Origin of the sequence: Alloalcanivorax xenomutans (assembly GCF_032810065.1) — a bacterium.
Taxonomy (GTDB): Bacteria; Pseudomonadota; Gammaproteobacteria; order Pseudomonadales; family Alcanivoracaceae; genus Alloalcanivorax; species Alloalcanivorax xenomutans.
Map to the genome: position 1 here is coordinate 727,343 of NZ_CP136538.1, position 16,088 is coordinate 743,430.

A 16,088-nucleotide genomic window follows, 5' to 3' on the forward strand; every position below is an offset into this window, starting at 1 on the left:
CTCAACATGACGGCTTCCCGCTGTGGAGACGGTTGATGCAAGACGCCTACTTCTATGAGCCCGCCAAGGGTCACGGTTTGCCCCACGATCCGTTCAATGCGCTGGTGGCGCCGCGCCCGATCGGCTGGATCGGCTCCCGCGGTGCCGAGGGTGTCCTCAACCTCGCGCCCTACAGCTTCTTCAATGCCTTCAATTACCATCCGCCGATCATTGGCTTTTCCAGCATCACTTATAAGGATAGCGTGCGGAATATCGAAGCCACCAAGGAGTTCACCTGGAACCTGGCCACCCGCCCGCTGGCGGAAGCAATGAACCAAAGCTGCAAGGCGGTCCCGCCGGAAGTGAATGAGTTCGAACTGGCGGGACTGACCGCCGAGCCGTCGCGGTTGGTGTCAGTGCCGAGAGTGGCGGAAACACCGGTCTCCTTTGAGTGCCGGCTCAGCCAGATTCTGCGTCTGAACACGGCCACCGGTGAAGCGGTGGACACCTGGGTGGTGTTCGGAGAAGTGGTGGGGGTGCATATCGCCGCCCATTTGCTCAAGGACGGCATCTACGACACCGCCGCCGCCGAGCCGATTCTGCGCGCCGGCGGCCCGGCCGGATACTTCTCCGTGGATCCCTCCCAGTATTTCGAGATGTACCGGCCCCGCTGATCGGCGGGGCTTTATTCAATCCGCTTTTTCCTGGCGCTTGGCGATCTGGTGTGTGTCCTCGGTCAACCCGATCTGCCAGTAGCCGCTGGCGTACAGGCGACGCCGGTCCACCCGCCGCTCCTGGACCAGATAGCGGCGAATGGCGCGCACCGCGCCGCTTTCCCCCGCTACCCATACCGCTGGGGATCCCTCCAGCCAGGGTAGGGACAAGACCTTGTCCACCAGCCCCAGGGCAGGTTGCTCCGGGTAGGGATTGACGCGCCAGTGCACCTCCAGGCCAGAGGGGAAAGGCAAGGGCTGCTGATCCGCGGGGGAGAGAATGTCCAGTACCGCGTAGCCCTGGGCACCGGCTGGCAGACGTTCGATATTGGCGCTGATCGCCGGTAACGCCGACATGTCACCGGCGAACAGGAACCAGTCGGCGTCGAAGTCAACGAACTTCGGCGCTCCCGGCCCGGCAAACCCGATGCGGTCCCCGGGGCGGGCATGGGCCGCCCAGTGGGACGCGGGGCCATGGTCGGCGTGCATCATGAAGTCGACGAAAATCTCACCACGGGTTTTGTCGAAGTGACGCAGCGTATAGGTACGTACCACCGGCCGCTGTTCCGGTGGCGTATCGCCGTAAGGCGGCAAGGCGATGTCGGTTTGCCCTTCGCGGGGAATCAGTAGTTTGAAATTGGCGCTTTCATGATTCTCGGGAAAGTCACTGAGATCGCCGCCGCCCAGAACCACCCGCTTCATATTGGGCGTCAGGTTCTCGGTGCGCAGGACTTCCAGAATCCGGGGAGCGGGCCTTGGCATGGTCTGTCTCTCCACTGGATGTGGGTTGTGGTATCGAAATGTTTGGTAGACAATATCAACCATATTTCCAGTAATTGACAAAGTCAACAGTAGTGTCAAAAGAATCCGATATCCGTAATGCGATCTGGCAACTGGCGTTTCAGTTCAAGGTCAGCAGTAAAAAAGCCATCCGCCAGTACGGCTTGCCACTGAACGGCATGCATGTGCGCATCCTGCATATGATCGGCGCCACCCCGGCGTGCACCGCCAACCGGATCGTGTTGGCTTCCGGGCGCGACAAGGCGCAGATCACCCGTCTGCTGAAAGAGCTGGAAGGTATGTCGCTGATCCAACGCGCGCCGAATCCCGATGACAAGCGCAGTCAGATTGTCTCTCTGAGTGGGAAGGGCGAGGCGTTGATGGCCCGCGCCCGGGAGGCGGAACAGGATGTGGTGACGCGATTGTTGAAGGGAATGAAGAAAGACGAGATCGATACCTTTGTCGGTCTCGCCGGGCGCATGCTGGACAATCTGCGCGAGGAATAGAAAGGAGATCTCTCTCCCATCCCTTCATAGGGGCTTGGTAGCGGCGGGAAAGACTCCTTTGCTTGTCGGTTACCTCGAAGCTGATCGGCGTTCCCGCAAAGGCGTAACGCCGATCAGCGTCCCCGATGGAGAACAAGATCGTTTCCTCCCAACCCCGAAGACCCGTCACACGATCCGCGGTGGCGCATCGCCGTGCTGGATCCCGTATTTACGAATCAGCGCTTCGCGTTTGTCCGGATCGAAGTTGATGTTGCGGGCGTCGTAGCCGGCGTGTTCCAACAGACGCTTGTCCATGAGCCGGTACCACAGCGGCGGAATATAACTGACCAGGAACATACCGAAATAGCCGTTGGGCAGGCTGGGCACATCGTCGAAATGCCGCAGGCTCTGGTAGCGCCGGGTCGGATGGGCATGGTGATCGGAATGCCGCTGCAGATGAAACGTGGCCCAGTTGGAGAACATATGGTTGCTGTTCCAGCTGTGATACGGCTGGGTGCGCTCGTAGCGGCCGGTTTTGGTTTTATGCCGCAGCAGGCCGTAGTGCTCGATATAGTTGGCGGAGGTCAACTGGAACGCGCCCCAGAACGCGGTGCCGAGGATGTACGGCAGAATGCCGATGCCGAACAACGCCAGCACGACTCCCCAGGCAATGGCCGTGATGATCGCCGGCTGAATGATTTCGTTGTCCAGGGACCACACCGATTTGCCCCGTGATTCCAGGCGCTCCTGCTCCAGCTTCCAGGCCCGGCGGGCGGCACCGGGGATCTCCCGCAGTACGAATTTCCAGATGCTTTCGCCCATGCGCGAGGATGCCGGGTCCTCCGGCGTGGCCACGTCCCGGTGATGACCCTTGTTGTGCTCAATGAAAAAGTGGCCGTAGGCGCAGGGGGCCAGCACGAACTTGGCCAGCCAGCGTTCGCCCTTGCCTTTCTTGTGGCCCAGTTCATGGCCCAGGTTGATGCCGACGCCGCAGGTGCCACCGAGCAGCAGAATCATCGCCAGCAGACCGTGCCAGGGCAGGTCCTGGGTACCGACGAACCAGGCGCCGAAAAACCAGGCGCCCCAGATCACCGGCACCAGAGCGTAGGTGACCCAGCGGTAATAGGGATCCTCTTCCAGTTGCGGCACCACCTCTTCCGGCGGGTTGCTGCGATCCTCACCGATCAGCATGTCCAGAACCGGAACCGCCAGGTAATAGAACACCAGCGGAATCCACAGCATCAGCGCATTGCCGTTGGCCAAATACAGCAGCGGCCCGATGAACACAATGGCGGGCACGAAGATGGACGAAAACCACAAATGGCGTTTGCGATCCCGATAGACCACGCCGGACGGGCCGGTGAACTCACCTGCCTTGCTCATACCGCAATCCTCTTTTTGTTATCCGATCACCGGATGGTGCGCCCAAGCCGGTTTGTGCGGCACCGCCAGGAGTGGCAGAAAATCGTCATAAAGTGACAAGTGACCGGGCGCGCCGGCAGGGTAAGCTGAGGATCATCCGTTTATGGCGGCGAGGGAGAAACCAATGAGCATCCAGGTGGCCGCCCGGCTCAGACCGGCGATTCATCCGACTTACCCGAGACTGCTGTGCGCCCATTTGCACTCCAGGGGCTTCGATAACGCCACCATCTTCGAGGGCACCCGCCTGCATTGGGAGCAGCTTCTGGGTGAGCATCGCTACCTGAGTCTGGAGCAGATGTCCCGCCTGATCCGCCGCTCCATCGAACTCACCGGGGAGCCCTGGCTGGGGCTGGACATCGGCGGTGTTACCTCGGTGTCCGCCCACGGCCCGCTGGGCTTCGCGGTGGTCTCGGCGGCGGATCTGGGGGCGGTGCTGCGGGTGGTCTCCCGCTTCGTCGGCGTGCGCTTCCAGCCGGTAACGGTGCATTTGCGCGAGGAGCCGGAGCGGGTGGTGCTGACCATGGAGGAAGAAGAGGACCTGGAAGAGGTTCGGGAATACGTCAACGGCGCGGTGCTCGCCACCTTCTTTCACCTGATCGATACCGTTACCTCCCGGCGTCTGCGGGATCTGGTGGTGGCGATGCCGATCCCGGAACCGGAGTGGGCGGAGATCTACACTGAAAAACTGGGTTGCCCGGTCCGCTTCGGGGCTTCAGCGCTGACCATCGAAGTGCCGTCCGAGTTGTTGGGCACCCCGTGTCTGACCGCGGATCCCGGTCTGCACCGCACCGCGCTGCGGGATTGTGAGCATCAACTGCGGCAACTCCAGGGCGGGGGACCGCTGAGTCAGCGCATCGGCGTGCAACTGCTGGAGTGTGAGGGGCACTACCCGAGTCTGGATGAGATGGCCGCGCGCCACGCCATGTCCCGTCGTACCCTGATCCGTAAATTGAAAGAGGAAGGCTCCAGCTATCAGGAACTGCTGGATGAGGTGCGCCGGGAACTGGCCGCCTGGTATCTGCTGGAAACCGCGCACCCGGTGGAGCGCATCGCCGAGAAACTGGGGTACCAGGATCCCTCCAATTTCAGCCGCACCTTTCAGCGCTGGTTCGGCACCACGCCGTTGCGGATGCGCAAAGGGGAGTGAGTCTCAGAGCGCTTGCAGATTGCGCTCGATCTCGAAGATGTGTTCATCCTGCTCGCCAAGCTCGCGCAGCGCCTGGGCCAGATTCAGCAAGTACTCGCGATTGGCGCCGCTGGGGCCGTGGCTGCGGTGGATGTGGGCGGCGATCTCCGTTTCCGGTGCCGGGCCGAGAAAGGCGGCGTTGTCGGCGGTGGCAATATAGACCAACCCGTCCTCCTGACTGCCATCCTCGAAGGTCATCGGCGTGGAGAAACGCAGATAACCGTTTTTCTCACGCACATCCAGTTGTTCGAATACCGCGGGGCTGACGCGGTAGGCCATGCCGGCACAGCGCGCGCCCGGTGCTTCAATCAGTGTCACCACCCGGCCGGGATTTTCCGGGGTGCCGCGATGATCGTGGGAGCCCTGCCAGAAGCGCCGGGCCCAGCCCTGAATCGACGCCGGCCGCCGCTCCTGGAACGGAAAATCCACCTTGAAAATCAGCGAGCCGTAACCGAACAGCCACACCGACTCGTGGTCCTGGAACAGGCTCCGCTCGCGGTTGATCGCGGTGGTATCGATCATGCCCGGGTGTCCTCCGCCCGGCGCTGACGCTGCGCCAGTGCGGCATCGCCATTGTCCTGATCCGGCCAGCCTCCCAGGTGATCGTGTACCAGCGCCGCCAGGGCATCCAGATGGGCCGGGCAGTCGTTCAGCGCCGGAATGTAATCGAACCGCTCGCCGCCGGCGTCCATGAAGTAACCGCGATTCTCCACGTCGATCTCTTCCAGCGTTTCCAGACAGTCGGCGGAAAAGCCGGGGCAGAACACCTGCACGCTTTTCACCCCCTCGCCGGGCAGTGCCTTGAGCGTGGCGTCGGTGTAGGGCTGCAGCCATTCCTCGCGGCCGAAGCGGGACTGGAACGTGACCTGCCATTGGCGCTCGTTGAGACCCAGCCGCTCCGCCAGAAGGCGGCTGGTTTTATGGCATTCGCAAAAGTACGGGTCGCCTTCGGTGAGGTAGCGTTTGGGCACGCCATGGTAGGAGAACAGCAGTTTTTCCGCCCGGCCATGCTGTGCCCAATGGCTGTGAATATGCTCCGCCATGGCATCCAGGTAGGGCGCGTAATCATGGTAATGACTGATGAAACGCAGATCCGGCAACCAGCGCCGGGCGGCGAAATCCTGCGCCACGGCGTCGAACGTGGAGGCCGAGGTACTGGCGGAATACTGCGGATACAACGGTAGCACCAGCAGCCGGGTAACGCCTTGCTCGGCCATCCTCTGCAACACCGAGGGAATGGACGGGTTGCCATAGCGCATGGCGAAGTCCACCACCAGATCCTCGCCATACTCGGCTTGCAGCCGCTGCCGCAGCCCCTCGCACTGATTGCGGGTGTGCACCAGCAGCGGCGAGCCCTGCTCCGTCCAGACACCGCGGTAGGCGTGGGCGGAACGGGGCGGGCGGATCACCAGAATCACCAGATTCAGGATCAGCCACCACAGCGGGCGCGGCACCTCCACCACCCGGGGATCGGACAAAAACTCACGCAAATAGCGGCGCAGGGCCGGCGTGGTGGGCGCGTCCGGGGTTCCCAGATTGGTGATCAGCACGCCGGTACGCAACGGGCGCCGGTGGCTGAAATCAGGCTGTCCAGTGAACTTCATAATGGTTCCGATGAGCCAGAGGTTGACCGGCGGCAAGGCACCGGACGTCGATGGCGCCATGATACCGGAACCAGAAGAAGGTAACAGATATGGCCCCGATAGACGCGGGCCATCAACTCGGCCCATACCGGCAAGTGCGCTATATTACTTGCTGTTGGAATAATCACGGTCGGTTGAAGGCCGCTGTCCCTAAAATTGTGGTGGATCAGGGTGCCTCTTGCCAGGTAAGGCGAGTCGACGGGCAGCGTTCCAGGACACGCTACAAGCACGTCCATGTGGGCTCGGGTTTGGCCTTCCCTGGCCAAACACGGTCCTGGAACGCTGCCCGCCGACTCTCCACGAGCTCTGAAGCCGCCCGCTTCGAATCCCCCCCAGGCTACGAAGCCGCTGTGGGAAGCTGCCGGGCGGCGCTCCGCTTTAGCAGCAAATGGCAGTGCGGAACAGTCATACAGAAAGAACCGCGATACGCACGCGGCAATCAATGGGAGCAGTAAATGCGCGACATACGCGAAGAATACCAAGGCAAAGGATTGAGCGAAGCGGACCTGCTTGCCGATCCGGTGGAGCAGGTGCGCTTGTGGGTGGAAGAAGCGGTGAACGCCGGCCTCCCGGTAGCCAACGCCATGACCCTGGCCACCGTCAACGCTGAAGGACAACCCTCCGCCCGAACCGTACTGCTGAAAGGCGTGGAGCAGGGTGGCTTCGTCTTCTTCAGCCACTACGACAGCCGCAAGGGCGACGACATCGAAGCCAGCGACAAAGTGGCCTTCGTACTCTACTGGTCACCCATGGATCGCCAGATCACCGTGCAGGGCCGCGCCCGTAAAGTGGATGCCGAGACCTCCCGCGCCTACTTCAAAACCCGCCCCTACGGTAGCCAGATCAGCGCCGTCGCCTCGCCGCAAAGCCGGCCCGTGGACCTGGAAACCCTGGAAGCGGACGTCGCCCAACTGCGCCAGGAATACCCGGAAGGCAGCGACATCCCCATGCCGGAAAACTGGGGCGGCTACCTCATCGTCCCCGAAGAAATCCAATTCTGGCAAGGCCGGCCCAATCGTCTCCACGATCGCTTCCGCTACCGAAAACAAGGCACGACCTGGGTCCCAGAACGTTTGGCACCTTGAAACTTCATCTCCGGAATTCGCTATGAAGAACATAAAACTAAACGCCTCCGGTACGGCATTACACAGGCAATTGTTTTTGACCTTGCGCGAGCAGATTCTCGGCGGGCAGTTTCATTACAATGATCGGTTGCCCACTCAGAATGAGTTGGCTGAACGGTACGGCGTGTCGCGGATCACCGTGCGGCGGGCATTGGCTGAGTTGCAAAGTGAAGGCTTGGTACGTAACGAGCAGGGATCGGGGTCATTCGTGGCCAAGCGCACCCAGGTGGGTGATGCGCTGGGGCGGGATCACTCTCTGCTCGACGATATGCGCAGGGTGGTTGAGGAGACCCATGTGGCGGTGCTCAACGCGAGTAATGAACGCCCGCCCGGGCATATCCAGGCATTGTTCGGGCTTGATGAGGGCGACGTTGCTCCTCATGTGGTGAGAGTGCGGGGAACAAGCAGGAAGCCACTGATGCTGTTGGATGCCTGGATGTCGCCGTCGTTGGGCGACGCGGTGCTTGGCCAGGATCTGACCCGATTACCGCTGTGGGATGTAATTGTCAGCAATATCGCCGGGGTGGGGGAGGTGGTTCAGGAAGTCTCCGCGGAACTGGCCACGCCCTCCGTGGCACAAGCGTTGGAGGCGGATGTTAATGCGCCGATATTGCGCGTGACCCGTCTGGTGCATGATGCCGCTGGGCAACCGGTCCAGCGCATCGTCATCCGCACGGTGGCGGGGCGTAGCCGTTTGCTGATGAAGGTGGCGGGCGTCGACATTGACAGCGCCAGTGCTGGTTATCTGGTGCATGATGGCACCAGATAACCAATCTGGCCGCGCGCGTTATAGAGTCATGCCCATGACGCTGGCCTGGCGCGCGTCGAAGCGTTGGCACTGCTCATCGTAGTGTTGGCCGAGTATACCGCCACGCACCGCGCCGCCTTCCACGTTTTTGTAAAAGTCCCGCCAGGTTTCCGGTAGTGGGGGAGAGTTGGGGGGGGCGATCCAGAGCCGATACAACAGGCGCCGTTTATCCATTTCCTCGGCATCGATGAATTGGGTTCTGGAATGCAGAGTGACATGGGTATTCAGCAACTGCATATCACCCGGCTCCAGGTACATGCGGTACATCAGTGTTTCGCGACGCACCACTTCATCCAGATAGTCCACCGCCTCGAGCTGGCGTTTACTGAGTTCGGGTACCTGCTCCATTTTTCGCGCGCTCTCAAGGCGGTTGCGAACCCAGCGGCAGAAGAAACGTCCGTTTCGGAACGCGAAAATCGGGCCATGAATAAAGGCCGCCTCGCCCGGTGCCTCTTCACCCTGCCGACTGAAGGGGTAGGGCCTGCACAGCTCTTCGACCAGATCCGGACGCTCCTCGGACATGATCTTGAACGCCAGCGATGAGCTGCTGCAGATGCTCTCGCCGCCCGAGATGGCCTGGTTGTAACAGGTCAGGGCCACTACATCGGCGCCATCGGTATGAAAATCCAGCTCGGCATTGGAGGAGTAGCCCCGGCCGGTGGCGCTGCGATAGTCGGTACCTTTGTTCATCACCTCGGACAAGTACTGGCTGGCCTTGCTCTGTGGCCGGGCGACGCCGAAATGCAGGCCAATCGCCCAGGTTAACAACTCGAACTCCTGGGCGCTGACTCCCTCTCTGGGCAGGCCTTTAACCAGGGCGATGCCGCGCCCCTCACGAACCTGCTCAAAGGCGCCGGATAGCACCGCCAGAGTCGCGTGGAGAAACGGGAAATCCGATTTCTGATAGTCAAGAAGCGGCTTGCCGGGCTGGTAAGCCGCGCGCACGCAGTCAAGCAACTGTTGGCCGGCTCCGTCTGGCATCGGATAAATCCAGGTCGGATCTTGCGCCAGTTCTTCGGCGCTCCATTCGGTGAGGTGTTGGTCGGGGGGTGTTGTCGGCATAAGAAGCTCCCGGGAGTTGTTGGAATCTCTTTTTTGTATGTTGGTATAACATTATACCAAATTATCGTAATTGTAAATGGCCTTAACGTGAGTGAGGTATCTACTTTGATGGTTGGCTTTGGGTTATGATTGATTGCATCTTGTACATACAAGAATACATCTGATATTCTGTGGGGCCGCCCTCCAAAGACCTTGCGTGATCGCCAGGGCGGGGCGCCAATACGGGCAGGAGAAATAATGAAAACAAGTGATACCACCGTGCCGTGCGTGATCATGCGCGCGGGCACTAGTAAAGGACTGTTCTTTCACGCTGAAGACCTTCCCGAGGCGGGGCCGCGCAGGGACCGTTTACTCAAACGCATCATGGGTACGCCGGATCGTTTGCAGATCGATGGCCTGGGTGGGTCGCGTCCGATTACCTCGAAGATAGCTATTATCTCGCGTTCCGGGCGCGCGGACGCGGATGTGGATTATTTGTTCGCCCAGGCCTCGGTGGAGAGCGATGACATCAGTTATTCAGGAAATTGCGGCAATATTTCCGCCGGGGTCGGGCCTTTCGCCATCGATGAAGGCTTGGTTGCTGTCAACGGAGACGTAACCGCTGTACGTATTCACAACGTCAATACCGGTAAGGTGATCGTTGCTCGGGTACCGACAGCCTCCGGTCAGGCCGATGTGACCGGGAAGGTACGGGTCCCCGGCGTGCCAGGTACCGGAGCGGGAATTTTGCTCGATTACAGTCATACCGCGGGCGCCAAAACCGGTGCGGTGCTGCCAACCGGCAATCCGGTTGATGAAATTACCCTGGAAGACGGCCATGTACTTCGCGCCACCCTGTGTGATGTGGCCAACCCCTGTGTCTGGGTGAGCAGCGAAGAGCTAGGGGTGGACGGTGCGATTCTGTCGGACGACATTAATGCCGATGACGCCTTGCTGGAACGCATTGAGGAAATTCGTGCCAGGGCGGCTGTGATGATGGGCTTTTGCAAGCATTGGCGGGAAGCAGAGGTGCGCTCTCCTGGCCTGCCGATGCTCGGCTTTCTCTCCCCGCCCCGGACCTATCGAGATGACAACGGCGAGGAGGTGCGGGGGAGCGACATCGACTTGATGGCGCGCCTGATCTTCATGGGGCGCTGCCATGAAAGTTTCGCGGGGACCGCTTCGATCTGTCTCGCCGCCAGTTCCAGACTGCCTGGCACCCTGACGCATCAGTTCTGCCGCCGCTCGGGCGACCAGCTGGTAATTGGCCATCCTCTCGGGGCCATGCGGGTGGACGTGGAAGCGAACCGGAATAACGATGGGTTCGTTCGTCTGGGCGTGATCAGAACAGCACGACGTTTAATGAAAGGCGAGGCCTTCGTGCCGGGCGGCATTGCCAGCGATAACGACTGATTAGCGAACCAGCCAGCTACTGCTGCTTCCCGTCAAACGAACTGATACCTGTGGAGGATCATAATGACCCTGGTCCTGGAAGACACTGACGTACGAACGATCACCCCATTGCTTTCCGATTGGATCGCCGGGGTGCCCGGTGAGGATATTCCTCCGGCACTGATCCGGCTATTGCGTGATTGTTTCTTTGATATCACCGGCCATGCCGCCTTCTCGGCTCGTTATGCCGAGAGCAGCGCCGCCATTCGCGAAGGCGTGCAGAGCATGGAGATCGGTGGTGGCGGTTACACCGTGTTCGGTGACTCTGGTGATTACTCAAGCCGGCAGGCGGCGCTGCTTAATGGCGCCTTCGCGCATTCCATGGATTTCGACGACACCAATGTGCCGGGAGTGCTACATCCCGGCGCGTCGGTGATACCGGCTGCCTTGGTGGAGGCCGAACGCATTGATTGTGATGGCCGTGGTTTTCTTGAGGCTCTGGCGGTGGGCTATGAAGTGGCGTGTCGGGTAGGCGCGGCGATTGGCGAAAGCGCTTACGACCTCGGCTTTCACACCACCTCCGTTGCCGGGATATTCGGTGCGGTGGCCGCCGCCGGCCGACTGCGCACTGCTTCGGCATCGGTGATCGAAGATGCCTTCGGCCTGGCCGGCAGCATGGCTGCCGGGTCCATGCAGTATCTGGAGAATGGTGCCTGGAATAAGCGGTTGCATCCGGGGCTGGCAGCGCGTTCCGCGCTCGACGCTCTGGATCTTGCGCAGGCTGGAGTGGTCGGTGCACATGAACCACTTGTCGGACGCTACGGCGTGCTGAACGGGTACTCACGGAACCCCAGGCCGGACCTGCTAGGACGGGATCTTGGCCGAGAATGGCTGGCCTTGAAAACCGGTCTCAAACCTTATCCGTCATGCCGCTTAACCCATGGCGCGGTGGATGCGGCTCTGGTATTGCGAGAGCGGTTCCCCACAGCGGAGCCAGTGGCAATAAGCATTGAACTGAGTCCAAAGGCATTCGACATCGTGGGCGAGCCGACCGAAACAAAGAAGCGGCCAAGAAATACCGTTGACGCTCAGTTCAGCGTCTATTTCCAGGTCGCGTGCGCTTGGCGACAAGGACGCATGGATTGGCGTAGCTATCAGAATCTGGGTGAACCGTCCCTGGAAGCTCTGATGGCCACAATCAGCGTACGGCCTGACGCGGCGCTGGCCGGGCCGGCGGCAAGACTGACGGTCGGCAGCGAAGAACTTGTGGTGGAGGTGCCGTCGGGTGAGCCGGAATCGCCCTTGGGAGAAGAGCGGCTTCGGCAAAAATTCTATTCCATGGCAGCGGAAGTCTATGGGGACGCCGGCAGCCGCCATCTAGCGGATCAATTGCTCGACATTGAGAGCTGTGGGGCGGTGTCTGACTTGATCAGAGCGTTAAAGCCGCCGTCATAATCCGTCGGCGGCATTGTCGCCCTTGCGTGATCAGCCAGATCGGTGGCCTTGGGCGATTCGGGGAAATACGGCGTCAGCCTCCGGACTGATAATACGTGACTTTCCAATTGACCGAGTCACGTTCGCCTTCATCGCCGAGAATCATGCGGATTTTGTTGAAGTCGGAGACACCCAGGGCGGAGAGGTACTCCACCGGATTGCCGTCCTTGTCGAATACGCAGCGTTTGATGTGTAGAAGCGGGGTGCCTGTCTCAAGCTTCAGGACGGTTGCCACCGATGGGGCTGCCAGAGTGGCCTCAATGGTTTGTACCGCTTTGGTGTAGGGGGCGCCCGATCGCTGAATCAGGTCATAGAGAGGCTTTTGGCCCAGATCGGCGCGCGTATAGGTGCGGCCGATGTGTTCGGGAACGTAGGTGGTCAGATGCAGCACTGGCTGATTGCCGAGAAAGCGAAGGCGAACCGCGCGCTGAGCAACCTGGTTGGCGGCCAGTTTGAGCTCGGCGCGAACTTGCGGGGGTGGCACCAGATACTCGAATTCCAGCACCTTCACCTTCATCTTTCCGGCTTCGCGGAGCTGATTGAAAAACGTACTTTCATGCAGAGAGGGGGTTTCATTGCGTGCGGCTTTCTTGACGAAGGTGCCACGGCCATGCCGTTTCTCAATCAGGCCCTCGCTTTGCAGATCGGATAGGGCGCGGCGCATAGTCGCCCGGGAAACGTCGAATGAGCGAGACAGGTCCTGCTCACCGGGAAGCAAGGCGCCATCCTCGTAATTGCCAGAGAGGATGGCTTCCTTCATCACCAGGAATATCTGTCGGTGTAACGGCACGCCAAGGGAGGCGTTCAGGTTCTTCTTGTTGAATGTGGCCACTATGGTGTCTCTCGATGAATCGCTATCGGCGACGGAGCCGACCCGGTCAAGCGCATCGAGGAACGGCAAGAAAAAGAAAAGAGCCTGACATTAACGATCAAAGGTAGCAGCTTCGACCGCCTGACGGATTCCATCCCATTCCCCCGCGCCAAAGCGCCTGAATCCTTCGGACGGCGTAATGTCGCCACTGCCGTGCGGCGGCGGATAGCGGCGAATTTCCTTTAAAGAGTGAAGGACTTGATCACAGGTCTGTACAACTGACTTTAGCAAAAGGCCCGGCAGAAGCGCAAGCTTGAAGCCCATCGCCTGGGCTTCATCAAGAGAGATATCCGGAGTCTTGCCTTTCCATACGATATTCACAAGGCACGGACCATTCACCCGCTCGGGCACGAGGCGCAGTTCCTCAAGATCCTGAGGTGCTTCCACGAAGGCAATGTCCGCGCCTGCGGCGAGCGCGGCACGCGCGCGCTGAATGGCATCGTCCAGCCCGGTCACGGCACGGGCATCAGTGCGCGCGATGATAACGAAGTCGGGGTTTTTGCGGGCCGCCAGTGCAGCGCGAATCTTGGCGATGTAGTCGCCTTGCGGGATGATGCGCTTGTCATCCAGATGGCCGCACCGCTTGGGATCCTCCTGATCCTCGATGTGGATGCCGGCGACGCCGGCTTGCTCGTATTCCATCACCGTGCGATAGACATTCAGCTCGTTGCCGTAGCCGGCGTCCGCGTCGGCGATCACCGGGATGTCCACGGCCGCCACCAGGCGCGCCGCATTGTCGACCATTTCCCGCATCGTCAGCAGGCCGTAGTCTGGGTAGCCCAGCGTGGCGGACGTGCCGGCGCCGGTCATGTACACAGCCTTGAAGCCGGCAGTCTGCACAGCACGGGCGGTGATGCAGTCGTAGGCGCCGGGGGCGACTGCCAGGCCGCCCCCCGCCAGCATGTCTCTCAGTCTTCTGCTCATGGTCATGGGTGGTTCCTTACATCAGGGAAGGGAGCCAGAGGGTGATATCTGGCCAGAGAATGAGGATTGCCAACACTACGATGTCCATCAGAATGAACCAGGCAACCCCTTTGAAAATCTGGCCCATGCCGATCAGGTCGCCGGTCACCGCTTTAATGATGAACACGTTCAGCCCCACCGGAGGCGTGATCAGGCCGATCTCCAGATACTTGATCATGATGATGCCGAACCAGATCAGGTCGTAGCCGAGTCCCTTTATCACCGGGATCACCACTGGCAGCGTGAGCAACATGATTTCGATGGCGCCCATGAAGGTGCCGAGCACAATGTAAAGAACCGACAGCACGGCGAGGATGACGATCGGCGGTACGTTTTCGAAGCTGGATGCCCAGCTGGTTAACTCGCCAGCGAAACCGGTGAGGGCGCTGAACGTGGTGACCATATAGGCGCCCAGTACGGCGGCGAACAGCATTGAGGTGGTCTTCAGGGTCTCCTCGCCGGCGGCGGCGACGCCCTTGAACTTGATACGGCCACTAAACAAGCAAAGAAGCAGGGCCACCATGGCGCCGATGCCGCCGGCTTCGGAGGGGGTGAACATGCCGGTGTAGAGACCGGTTACCACAAGGGCGATCAGCGCCAGCATACCCCAGATGCCTCTCAGGGAGCCGATCTTGTCGCGCATGGGTACGGCGGGAACCGGTGGAGCCAGTTGCGGGTTGATCTTGACGCGGATCATGACGATCAGAACATAGGCTCCCAGAGAAAGCATTCCGGGCAACACACCAGCAACAAACAGCTTAGCTACCGATTGCTCGGTAAATACCGCATATAGAATCATCAGGATGCTCGGGGGAATCAGCGAGCCCAGAGTGCCGGATGCGGCAACGATGCCAGAGGCGAGTCCCTTGTCGTATTTCCAGTGGAGCATCTCGGGAATCGCCATGCGCCCCATCGCCGCGGCGGTCGCCAGACTTGATCCGCTGATCGCGGAAAATAGTGTGCAGCCCACCGCGGACGCCACCGCCAGCCCGCCGGGAACCCGCGCGAACCACATTCTGGCGGCGGCATAGATGTCCCTTGTAAAGCCGCCTTCCGTGGCGAGATAGCCCATCAGTAGGAACATGGGGATGGTGGTGTAGGTGTATTCGGCCACGGATGAGTAGGCCAAGTCGCCGAGGAAATGGTTTGCCGCGCTCAGTGCTCGCCCGAAGGCATCCAGATCGCCGCCGCCTCGGGCGGTCAGCACCAGCACCAGGCCGCCGAACCCGGCACAGATCAGAGACACCGCGATGGGGATGCGCAACAGTAACAAAATGATCATGGCGGCCATCACAGCCGCGCCAACAATCGCTGGATCCATGATTTAAAACACCGTTTAGTTGTTGTGTGATACGGATGAGTCGAGCGCCTGGCGCAGTTCGTTTTGCGCCTCACTGGGGCGGGCTCGGGTGAATATGATTTGCAGAAGAATGCGCAATGACCACCAGGCAAGGCCGATAGGAATCAGAGCTTTTGCTGGCCACTCAGGAATGTAGAGCACCGAACCGTAAGCTACTTCGCCAATCGAATAGGATTCGATTGCCTGCCTAAGCGAGAGGTAGGCCATCCAGGAAAAAATCATCAGAGCCAGCACCAGTCCCAGACTGATCAGCGTGGTTTGCACTCTCTTGCTGAACTGGTCGCTGAGGACGGTTACCTCGAGATGGCCGCCGATGGACTGCACGTAACTCAGCGGCAAAAATACCACCGCGACCATCAGCATTTCCTGAAAGAGCAGGTCGTCGGGTACGGAGACATGTAAGAAGGTGCGGCCCAGAACGGACACAAAGGTGATCACGACCATGGCGGCAAGCAATAGCTGTGCGATCACCATGACCACGAAATCAACACGGTTCATGCCGGTGATAAGCCGGTCTATAGGGTGCTTGTTTTTCATATCGGGACCCTGGGGCGAAGAGGTGTTGTAGGTAAGCGCCGGGCCTTGATGCTTGGCCTGCGGAGCGATGCACGGCTTTCAGATTCCTCTGATGCACATCATGTACGTACAAGAATACATCTTGCTTATTCGGCAGGCAATACGTCTTTCGCGCGCGAATCAAGAAAAACGCAAATTTATATTTGACCTCAATTTCATTGTTCTTGTATGGTACAAGATACATCTGGTCATATCCCATCCAAGGGTGTGACCGGGCGCTGGCCCGAATCTGCTGAAGTCGGCCCGGGTTG

General features: G+C 60.1%; 16 protein-coding genes. 7 read left to right on the forward strand and 9 right to left on the reverse strand.

The annotated features are described in order from the left end of the window. Positions 1–35: 35 nt before the first annotated feature. Positions 36–653 (forward strand): flavin reductase family protein, encoded by a 618-nt coding sequence (locus RYH70_RS03465; RefSeq protein ID WP_080530431.1) that lies wholly within the window; start codon positions 36–38, stop codon positions 651–653. Between the two features lie 15 nt (positions 654–668). Here RYH70_RS03465 and RYH70_RS03470 read toward each other — a convergent pair whose 3' ends face one another. Further along, complete coding sequence (locus tag RYH70_RS03470) at positions 669–1,454, reverse strand: siderophore-interacting protein (protein WP_080530432.1); 786 nt, start codon at positions 1,452–1,454, stop codon at positions 669–671. 92 nt (positions 1,455–1,546) lie between these two features. Here RYH70_RS03470 and RYH70_RS03475 point away from each other — a divergent pair, with 92 nt between their 5' ends. Continuing rightward, complete coding sequence (locus RYH70_RS03475; RefSeq protein WP_022993906.1) at positions 1,547–1,978, forward strand: MarR family winged helix-turn-helix transcriptional regulator; 432 nt, start codon at positions 1,547–1,549, stop codon at positions 1,976–1,978. A 165-nt stretch (positions 1,979–2,143) separates the two neighbouring features. Here RYH70_RS03475 and RYH70_RS03480 read toward each other — a convergent pair whose 3' ends face one another. Beyond that, positions 2,144–3,340: an alkane 1-monooxygenase gene (locus RYH70_RS03480; RefSeq protein WP_022993905.1), complete on the reverse strand. Its 1,197-nt coding sequence runs from the start codon at positions 3,338–3,340 to the stop codon at positions 2,144–2,146. Positions 3,341–3,503: 163 nt separating this feature from the next. Between RYH70_RS03480 and RYH70_RS03485 the strand changes: the two genes are divergently transcribed. Then, positions 3,504–4,526 (forward strand): AraC family transcriptional regulator, encoded by a 1,023-nt coding sequence (locus tag RYH70_RS03485; RefSeq protein WP_080530433.1) that lies wholly within the window; start codon positions 3,504–3,506, stop codon positions 4,524–4,526. A gap of 3 nt (positions 4,527–4,529) precedes the next feature. On the opposite strand, the gene RYH70_RS03490 is transcribed toward RYH70_RS03485, so the two are convergent. Together RYH70_RS03490 and hemH are read right to left on the reverse strand one after the other, a co-directional pair. Continuing rightward, complete coding sequence (locus tag RYH70_RS03490; protein ID WP_055099823.1) at positions 4,530–5,087, reverse strand: gamma-glutamylcyclotransferase; 558 nt, start codon at positions 5,085–5,087, stop codon at positions 4,530–4,532. Next, a complete protein-coding gene (hemH, locus tag RYH70_RS03495; protein ID WP_080530434.1) occupies positions 5,084–6,169 on the reverse strand; it encodes a ferrochelatase in 1,086 nt (361 codons plus the stop codon). The genes RYH70_RS03490 and hemH overlap by 4 nt, the downstream gene beginning before the upstream one ends. Positions 6,170–6,663: 494 nt before the next feature. On the opposite strand from hemH, the gene pdxH reads away from it, so the two are divergent. Beyond that, a complete protein-coding gene (gene pdxH, locus RYH70_RS03500; protein WP_284455917.1) occupies positions 6,664–7,293 on the forward strand; it encodes a pyridoxamine 5'-phosphate oxidase in 630 nt (209 codons plus the stop codon). Positions 7,294–7,315: 22 nt separating this feature from the next. Next, positions 7,316–8,101, forward strand: a complete 786-nt coding sequence (locus RYH70_RS03505; protein ID WP_262462267.1) for a GntR family transcriptional regulator — start codon at positions 7,316–7,318, stop codon at positions 8,099–8,101. 18 nt (positions 8,102–8,119) lie between these two features. Here the strand turns inward: RYH70_RS03505 and RYH70_RS03510 are convergent, their stop codons facing one another. Continuing rightward, complete coding sequence (locus RYH70_RS03510; RefSeq protein ID WP_262462268.1) at positions 8,120–9,202, reverse strand: TauD/TfdA family dioxygenase; 1,083 nt, start codon at positions 9,200–9,202, stop codon at positions 8,120–8,122. 237 nt (positions 9,203–9,439) lie between these two features. Here RYH70_RS03510 and RYH70_RS03515 point away from each other — a divergent pair, with 237 nt between their 5' ends. Beyond that, positions 9,440–10,594 (forward strand): 2-methylaconitate cis-trans isomerase PrpF family protein, encoded by a 1,155-nt coding sequence (locus RYH70_RS03515; RefSeq protein ID WP_262462269.1) that lies wholly within the window; start codon positions 9,440–9,442, stop codon positions 10,592–10,594. Positions 10,595–10,657: 63 nt separating this feature from the next. Continuing rightward, positions 10,658–12,028, forward strand: a complete 1,371-nt coding sequence (locus tag RYH70_RS03520) for an MmgE/PrpD family protein (RefSeq protein ID WP_316309492.1) — start codon at positions 10,658–10,660, stop codon at positions 12,026–12,028. Positions 12,029–12,101: 73 nt separating this feature from the next. On the opposite strand, the gene RYH70_RS03525 is transcribed toward RYH70_RS03520, so the two are convergent. Genes RYH70_RS03525 through RYH70_RS03540 form a run of 4 tightly spaced genes read right to left on the reverse strand, consistent with a single transcriptional unit; the run spans position 12,102 to position 15,798 of the window. Beyond that, on the reverse strand, positions 12,102–12,968 hold the full coding sequence (locus RYH70_RS03525) for a GntR family transcriptional regulator (protein WP_316309494.1): 867 nt from the start codon (positions 12,966–12,968) through the stop codon (positions 12,102–12,104). A gap of 21 nt (positions 12,969–12,989) precedes the next feature. After that, positions 12,990–13,868: an isocitrate lyase/PEP mutase family protein gene (locus RYH70_RS03530; RefSeq protein WP_262462275.1), complete on the reverse strand. Its 879-nt coding sequence runs from the start codon at positions 13,866–13,868 to the stop codon at positions 12,990–12,992. A gap of 10 nt (positions 13,869–13,878) precedes the next feature. Beyond that, positions 13,879–15,222 (reverse strand): TRAP transporter large permease, encoded by a 1,344-nt coding sequence (locus RYH70_RS03535; RefSeq protein WP_316309496.1) that lies wholly within the window; start codon positions 15,220–15,222, stop codon positions 13,879–13,881. A 15-nt stretch (positions 15,223–15,237) separates the two neighbouring features. Beyond that, on the reverse strand, positions 15,238–15,798 hold the full coding sequence (locus tag RYH70_RS03540; RefSeq protein WP_316309498.1) for a TRAP transporter small permease: 561 nt from the start codon (positions 15,796–15,798) through the stop codon (positions 15,238–15,240). Positions 15,799–16,088 lie beyond the last annotated feature (290 nt).

Excerpts from the sequence above, each read along its gene's own strand:
- hemH (WP_080530434.1), bottom strand. The coding sequence starts at position 6,169 with ATGAAGTTCACTGGACAGCCTGATTTCAGCCACCGGCGCCCGTTGCGT.
- RYH70_RS03480 (WP_022993905.1), bottom strand. The coding sequence starts at position 3,340 with ATGAGCAAGGCAGGTGAGTTCACCGGCCCGTCCGGCGTGGTCTATCGG.
- RYH70_RS03485 (WP_080530433.1), top strand. The coding sequence starts at position 3,504 with ATGAGCATCCAGGTGGCCGCCCGGCTCAGACCGGCGATTCATCCGACT.
- RYH70_RS03535 (WP_316309496.1), bottom strand. The coding sequence starts at position 15,222 with ATGGATCCAGCGATTGTTGGCGCGGCTGTGATGGCCGCCATGATCATT.
- RYH70_RS03530 (WP_262462275.1), bottom strand. The coding sequence starts at position 13,868 with ATGACCATGAGCAGAAGACTGAGAGACATGCTGGCGGGGGGCGGCCTG.
- RYH70_RS03490 (WP_055099823.1), bottom strand. The coding sequence starts at position 5,087 with ATGATCGATACCACCGCGATCAACCGCGAGCGGAGCCTGTTCCAGGAC.
- RYH70_RS03505 (WP_262462267.1), top strand. The coding sequence starts at position 7,316 with ATGAAGAACATAAAACTAAACGCCTCCGGTACGGCATTACACAGGCAA.
- RYH70_RS03470 (WP_080530432.1), bottom strand. The coding sequence starts at position 1,454 with ATGCCAAGGCCCGCTCCCCGGATTCTGGAAGTCCTGCGCACCGAGAAC.
- RYH70_RS03510 (WP_262462268.1), bottom strand. The coding sequence starts at position 9,202 with ATGCCGACAACACCCCCCGACCAACACCTCACCGAATGGAGCGCCGAA.
- RYH70_RS03515 (WP_262462269.1), top strand. The coding sequence starts at position 9,440 with ATGAAAACAAGTGATACCACCGTGCCGTGCGTGATCATGCGCGCGGGC.
- RYH70_RS03540 (WP_316309498.1), bottom strand. The coding sequence starts at position 15,798 with ATGAAAAACAAGCACCCTATAGACCGGCTTATCACCGGCATGAACCGT.
- pdxH (WP_284455917.1), top strand. The coding sequence starts at position 6,664 with ATGCGCGACATACGCGAAGAATACCAAGGCAAAGGATTGAGCGAAGCG.
- RYH70_RS03465 (WP_080530431.1), top strand. The coding sequence starts at position 36 with ATGCAAGACGCCTACTTCTATGAGCCCGCCAAGGGTCACGGTTTGCCC.
- RYH70_RS03520 (WP_316309492.1), top strand. The coding sequence starts at position 10,658 with ATGACCCTGGTCCTGGAAGACACTGACGTACGAACGATCACCCCATTG.